Source organism: Pseudomonas sp. HN2-3 (assembly GCF_020691745.1).
Taxonomy (GTDB): Bacteria; Pseudomonadota; Gammaproteobacteria; order Pseudomonadales; family Pseudomonadaceae; genus Aquipseudomonas; species Aquipseudomonas capeferrum.
This window is the reverse complement of the sequence record NZ_CP085704.1, coordinates 2773647-2780420: the sequence shown is the minus strand read 5'-3', so window position 1 is coordinate 2780420 and position 6774 is coordinate 2773647. Positions and strand designations below refer to the sequence as shown.

Genomic DNA, 6774 nt, shown 5'->3' with positions numbered 1-6774 from the left:
CGGTAAGCATCCTGCTTTGCCTGGAAATAGGGATCGTGGACACGCTAAAGGATCGTGACCGGTCGGTCTGACATGGGAAGCGGGGACAATTGCGGATAGCTCCGGGGCCGCTATGCGGCCCCGGTGCTTTCAGATGCGCCTGCGTTTGCCCAGGCTGGGAATGGTGGTCTGCGGTATCACCACCTCGACCTGTTCGAGGCGGGTGCTGGCCGCAAGCCCCGCCAGCGTCGGCTGGCTGAACAAGGTGCGGGCATCCACATGTAGGCCGGCCTGGCGCATGCGTGCCACCAGGCCGACGGCCAGCAGTGAATGGCCACCCAGCTCGAAGAAGTTGTCATCCCGCCCGACTTGCTCGATTTTCAGCACATCGGTCCAGATCTCGGCCAGCGCGGTTTCCAGCTCGCCGCGCGGGGCCTGGTAGGCGCGGCTGATCACCGACTCTGCACCCGGCGCCGGCAGGACCTGGCGGTCGATCTTGCCGTTGTTGCTCAAAGGCAACTGGGCCAAAGCAACGAACGCCTGCGGCACCATGTACTCGGGCATGCGCGCCAACAGGTGACTGCGCAGTACTTCAAGCGCCGGCGCGCTGCTGCCCTCGCGGCAGGTGAAGTAGGCCACCAGGCGCTCTTCGCGCATCAGCACCACGGCCTGGCCGATTGCCGGGTGTGCGGTCAGCGACGCTTCGATCTCGCCAAGCTCCACCCGCAAACCGCGCAGCTTGACCTGGAAGTCGTTGCGGCCGACGAAGTCCAATTCGCCGTCCAGGCGGTAGCGCACCAGGTCGCCGGTGCGATACAGCCGGTCGCCCTCGACAAATGGGCTGGCGATGAAACGCTCGGCCTGCAACGCCGGCAGCCCAAGGTAGCCACGGGCAACGCCGACACCGCCAATGTGCAACTGGCCCACCGCACCCAGCGGCACCGGCCGGTCGTGCGCATCGAGCACATACAGGCGGGTATTGGCGATCGGCCGGCCAATCGGCGGCGCCAGCAGCGGCAGGGGCTCATGGGGCTGCAAGGTCCAGGCGGTGCTGTCTACCGTGGCTTCCGTGGGGCCATAGACGTTGTGTAGGCGCACGTTGGGCAGGCGCTCGCGCACACGCTGCAGCAACGCCAGTGTCAGTTCGCCGCCGCCGCAGAAGATGTCCGTCAGGCTGGTGCAACCCTGGACACCAGGTTCTTCGAGAAACTGATGCAGCAACGCCGGCACGAACTTGATCGTGGTCACCTGGCTGGCCTGGACCCGTTGCACCAGGTACGCAGGGTCACGATGCCCGTCAGGGCGTGCCAGGACCAGGCGCAGGCCGGCGGTCAGCGGCCAGAACAGCTCCCAGACCGAACCGTCGAAACTGAACGGTGCCCGCTGCAGCAAGGCATCGCCCGGGCGTGGCGGGCAGATTCGCGAACCCCAGTGCATCAGGTTGCACAGGCCACGGTGCTCGATCATCACCCCCTTCGGGGTGCCGGTTGACCCCGAGGTGTACATCACATAGGCCAGTTGCGACGGGCCCAGGCCAGCTACCTGCGGGTCAGTTGTCGGGCAGGCGTGCCAGTCGCCACGGTCGAGGTCGAGCACAGGGCCTGACAGTTGGTCGAACAGGCCCTGGGTAGCGCCGTGTACCAGCACCACCGTCGGGGTACTGTCATCAAGCATGAAGCGCAGGCGCTCGGCCGGGTAGCCAGGGTCCAGTGGTACGTAGGCACCGCCCGCCTTGAGCACGCCGAGCAACGCCACCATGAGTGCAGCGCCGCGCTCGACGCACACCGCCACCCGCGCATCCGGGCGTACGCCCAGGCCGATCAGGTGGTGGGCCAGGCGGTTGGCCTGGGCGTTGAGGGCCTGGTAATCGAGGAAACTGTCGTCGGTCTGCAGCGCGATGGCCTGGGGCGTACGCCGCACCTGGGCCTGGAACAGCGCAGGCAAGGTCTGCGTGACCGGGCTTTGCAGGTCTTGCGTGGCGTTGAAACCATGCAGCAAGCGGTGTAGCTCACCTTCAGGCACCGCGCACAACGCCGTCAGGCTCACGCTGCGGCGTTCGGCAAGGGCGCTGCCCAGCTGGCGCAAGGTCGCCAGCAAGTAGTTCAGTACCCGCTGCGCGCCAATCGCTCGCGGCGCACGCACGGCAAGCTGCAGCCCGTCGGCGTGGTCGTCGACCGTCAACACCAGGCCATGGCTCAGGACTTCACTGGCCTCGACCAGTTCCACACCCGGCAGCACCTGCCCGTGCAACACGGCCCCTTGGCGGTAGTTGATCAGGCTGTCGAACAGCGCGGTGCCCGCCGGCAGGCCGCTGCACCGCTGAGCGAGCATCAGCGGTGCGTCCTCGTGGCCGAGCAATGCAGCCAGCCCCGCGTGGGTCTCGCCCAGCGCCTGTTCGACCGAACGATGCTCCAGCTGCACCCGCAACGGCAAACTGTTGATGAACATGCCCAAGGCACGATCAGCGCCTTTGCCCGCCATGCTGCGGCCCAGCAGCACTGTGCCAAGGGTGACTTCATCACGCCCGCCGAGGGTCCCTAGCACCTGGGCCCAGGCCAGGTGCAGCAAGCTGGCGAGGCTCGCCCCCTGATGCCGGGCCTGGGTACGCAACAACCCCGCCAGCGGCGCTTCGACGGCCTGGCTATGGCTGTGCAGATCAAACGCATCCACCGGCTCGCCGCCGAGCCCGGCAATAGGCGCAGGCGGCTCAACGCCGGCCAGTTGCTCGCGAAAGAACGCCTCGTGCCGTGCCTGGCGCTCGGCAGCCGCACTCAGCGCCACATACTCGCGATAGGGCACAGGCGCCGGCAGCTGTTCGCCACGCCCGGCCATGAAGGCTTCGAGCTCGCCCAACAGCACCTGCAGCGAGACGGCATCGTTGACCAGGTGGTGGAAGCGCAGCAAACCCAGCCAGCGCCCGTGCAGGGCATCCTCGGTGCAGGCCAGCGCCATCATCGGTGCCTGGCGCAGGTCCAAGGGCCGATGCTGGGGGTCGTAGTGGCTGCGCAGTTGCCCGGCGATGTTGCCGTCGGGCGCTGTCGTCAGCCAGTTATCGACCGGCAGGCGCGCCTGGCGCCAGACCACCTGTTGGGGCTGTTCGAGCCCCTCCCAGGCCAGGCTGGTACGCAGGATGTCGTGCCGGTCGATCACCTGCTGCAACGCCTCGCCGAAGGCCTGCAACTGCTGGGCGCTGGCAAAGGCGAACAACGCCTGCTGCTGGTAAGGGTCGCGTACATCGGTGACATGGTGGTACAGCAGGCCCTGTTGCAGGGGGGCCAGCGGATAGATTTCCTGCACGTTGCCAGCACCGCCCGGTACCGAGGCGACGATACGGTCGATGGCGGTTTGCGTCAGCACGCTGAGCGTGAGCATGTCAGGCGTGATGCGCTGGCACTGCGGCGCTACCCGGTTGGCCGGTATGCGAACGGCTTCCCCGACCATCACGGATGCGGCGAGGCTGGCCAGGGTCGATTGGCCGAACAGCACCTGCACATCGGCTTGCAGGCCTTGCTGACGCATTCGCTCGATCAGTTGCACGGCCAGCAGCGAATGGCCGCCCAGCTCGAAAAAGTGATCCTGGCGCCCTACCCGCTCGACCTGCAGCAATTCAGCCCAAAGCACGGCCAGGCGTTGCTCGACTTCACCAATGGGCACCTCATGTTCGCGGCGCACCTTGGCGGCTTCGTCCGCAGTCGGCAAGGCGCGGCGGTCGAGCTTGCCATTGGCGGTCAGCGGCCAGGCCGCCAGGTTGACATAGGCCACCGGCAGCAAAGCCGCTGGCAGGCGTTCGCGCAGGTGTTCATGCAGTGCCCGCGGTGTTACCGCCAACTGGCCGATGTACCACGCTTGCAGTTGGCCTTCGCGCAGCATCACCACGCACTCGCGTACCGCCGCATGGCTGGCCAGGGCGGCCTCGATTTCGGCCAGCTCAACCCGGACACCGCGGATTTTCACCTGGTCGTCGTTACGCCCGAGGTATTCCAGGGTGCCGTCGGGCAGCCAGCGCACGAGGTCGCCGGTGCGGTACATCCGCGCCCGTGGCAGCGTGCTGAACGGGTCGTCGAGAAAGCGCTCGGCGCTCATCTGCGGCCGCTTGAGGTAACCCCGGGCAACCCCCTTGCCGCCCACATACAGCTCGCCCGGGGCCCCGATGGGCAACAGGCGGCGCTGCTCGTCGAGCACGTACAACTGCGTGTTGGCCACCGGCCCGCCGATATGCAGCGGGCCACCTGCCGTCACCTCGCCCGAGGTCGCCACCACCGTGGCTTCGGTGGGGCCGTAGTTGTTGATGACCCGGTAGCGCCGCTCGCGGGCCATGCGCCGCAGGCGGTCGCCGCCAATCAGCAGGGTCTGCAAGGTGGGGTGTAGCTCACCTTGGGCGAAGGCATGCTCGGCCACCGGCGTGGGCAGGAAGCTGACATCCAGCGGCTGGGCGCGCCACCAGCGGAGCAAGGCATCGATGTCTTCGGCACCGTCACGCACGGGTGCCAGGTGCAGGGTCGCGCCGCTGCACAGGGCCGGCCATACCTCCCAGGCCATGGCGTCGAAGCCGAAGCCGGCCAGGCTCGACTGATGGCGGCCTGGGCCCAGCTCGAACGCACTGCAGTGCCAGTCGATCAGGTTGGCCAGCATGTGGTGCTCGACCATCACGCCTTTAGGCTGCCCTGTGGAGCCGGAGGTATAGATGACGTAAGCCAGATCGCTGGGCAGCGGCTGCGCAGGCCGGGCCAGGGCGGCGGGCGGCGCGTTCCAGTCCCAGCGATCCAGCTCGATCTGCGCCAGACCATGCGCGGGAAGGCGATCACACAGCCATGACTGGGTCAACACGACGTCTGGCTCGCTGTCGTCCAGCAGGTAGGCCAGGCGTTCCTGCGGGTGGGCCGGGTCGATCGGCACGTAGGCGGCACCGGCCTTGAGCACGGCCAACAGGCCGACCAGGGTGTCCAGGCCGCGTTGGGCGACCACCGCCACGCGCCGGTCAGGCTTGGCACCCAGGCTCGCCAGGTGCTGGGCCAGCGCGTCGGCGCGGCGGTCGAGCTCGCCGTAGCTCAGGCTCTGGCCATCCTGAAGCGCTGCCAAGGCCTTCGGCGTGGCCTTGGCCTGGGCCTCGATACGACGATGAATCAACGCCTCGCCATTGTCGGGCCCTCGTTGCGCCGTGGCATTCCACTGCCGCAGGCGGGCGTGCTCGCTGGCGGTCAGCAGGTCAAAGGACGCGATACTTTGCTCCGGTTGTTCCAGGCCTTGCTCAAGGACGTGCAACAGGCGCTCGGCCAGCGCCGTAGCGTCCTGTTCACTGAACCAGGCGCGGTTGTGCACCAGGTGCAGGCGAGCGCTGTCACGTTGGCTGTTGCAGCGCAGGTGAATGCTCAACGGGGTGGGTTCATGGCCATTGCAAACCATCACGGTGTGGCCAGGCACGTCACCGAAACGCAGGTCGTTGCCATCCTCTTCGAACGACACCATCAGTTCGAACAGCTGTGGCCGTTCTTCACGCAATGCACCGAGGCTGCGGTTGAGTTCGCTGAGGGCGAAACGCTGGTGGCGGAAGTCCTGCTTGAGCGCATCGCGTATCCCCTGCACCAGCGCCGCGAAGGTGCGCTCGCGGCCAAAGTCCATGCGCAACGCGCTGACTTGGGTAAACAGCCCCAGGGTCGACTTGAACTGCGCGTTGCCGCGGTTGCGCACCGGCAAACCGACCACCCACTCGTCACGCTGCCAGGTGCGTGCGCTGCACACATGCAGGGCGGCCAGCAGTACATGAAATGGCGAGGCCTGCAGCGTGCTTCCCAGCGCTCGCATACGTGCCAGCAAACGGGTATCGAATGGCTGTTCGAGCACTGCGCTGGGCGGCGAAAGGTGTATCGCGTTACGCTCGCGCGGCGCCAGCAAGGCGTCCGGCAATTGCTGGTATTTAGCCAGCCAATAATCGCGGTCGCGGTCGTGCCGTGGCGAACCCTGGTACTGGGCATCGTCCTCGATGAACGCCCGATAGGACGGTGCGCCGCTCGGCAGGGGCAGCCCCTGTTCGAGCAGGTTGTAGTATTCGGCGATCTGCTTGAACCACTGGTCCACCCCCCAACCGTCGAGGACCAGGTGGTGGGCCTGTACGGCAAACAGGTAGCGCTGCTCGCCCAGGCGAATCAGTGTGGTGCCCCAAAGCGGGCTGGCATCCAGGCGATAGGGCGTCTGCATCCGGGCTTGCAGCAGGGCCTGGGCTGCCGCCCACGGCGCCTCTGCATCGCGCACATCGTGCCGCACCAGTTCCACTTCCAGGGTGGGGGCAAAGTACTGCCGCGCCATCCCCCCCTGTGTCACCAGCACAGTACGCAGGCCGTCATGCTGGGCAACCAGGTGCGCCAGTGCCTGGCGCAGCCGCGCGGCATCCACCCCGCCGTTCATTTCGACATAGGCGCCGATGTTGTACAGCGGCGAGTCGCCGTGGCTGATCTGGTCCAACCAGATGTCGCGCTGGGCAACGCTCAGGGCAAAGGTTTCGGCGGCAGGCATGAGTCGGCAGGTCCTTCTGATTGATCATCCGCGGATTCAAGCACCCCGCCCCCAGGCTGTATGGCCCCCGAAACCCGGACACACGCTGGACCTGTAGAAGCCTGCTGAAAAACATGTAGGAGATTTGCTACAGCATCTACCCGGTATTGCCTACACCCGAAACTATCGGCATGGAACAGGCCTGGATCGCCACGCTTCTGGCGTCAATTGGCTGGCCAAGCCCTCATTCGCCAGTACCGACACCGTCCGTGCCCCTGCCCACCTGATCCGCAATCGGTGGCACTT

At 66.6% G+C, this 6774-nt stretch carries 1 protein-coding gene; it reads right to left on the bottom strand.

The features are described 5' to 3' along the window. Positions 1-129: 129 nt before the first annotated feature. Positions 130-6489, bottom strand: a complete 6360-nt coding sequence (locus LJX93_RS12635) for a non-ribosomal peptide synthetase (RefSeq protein ID WP_227697255.1) — start codon at positions 6487-6489, stop codon at positions 130-132. Positions 6490-6774: the final 285 nt, after the last annotated feature.

What these genes read in the sequence shown, in the direction of transcription:
- LJX93_RS12635 (WP_227697255.1), bottom strand. Translation starts at nt 6,489, where the DNA reads ATGCCTGCCGCCGAAACCTTTGCCCTGAGCGTTGCCCAGCGCGACATC.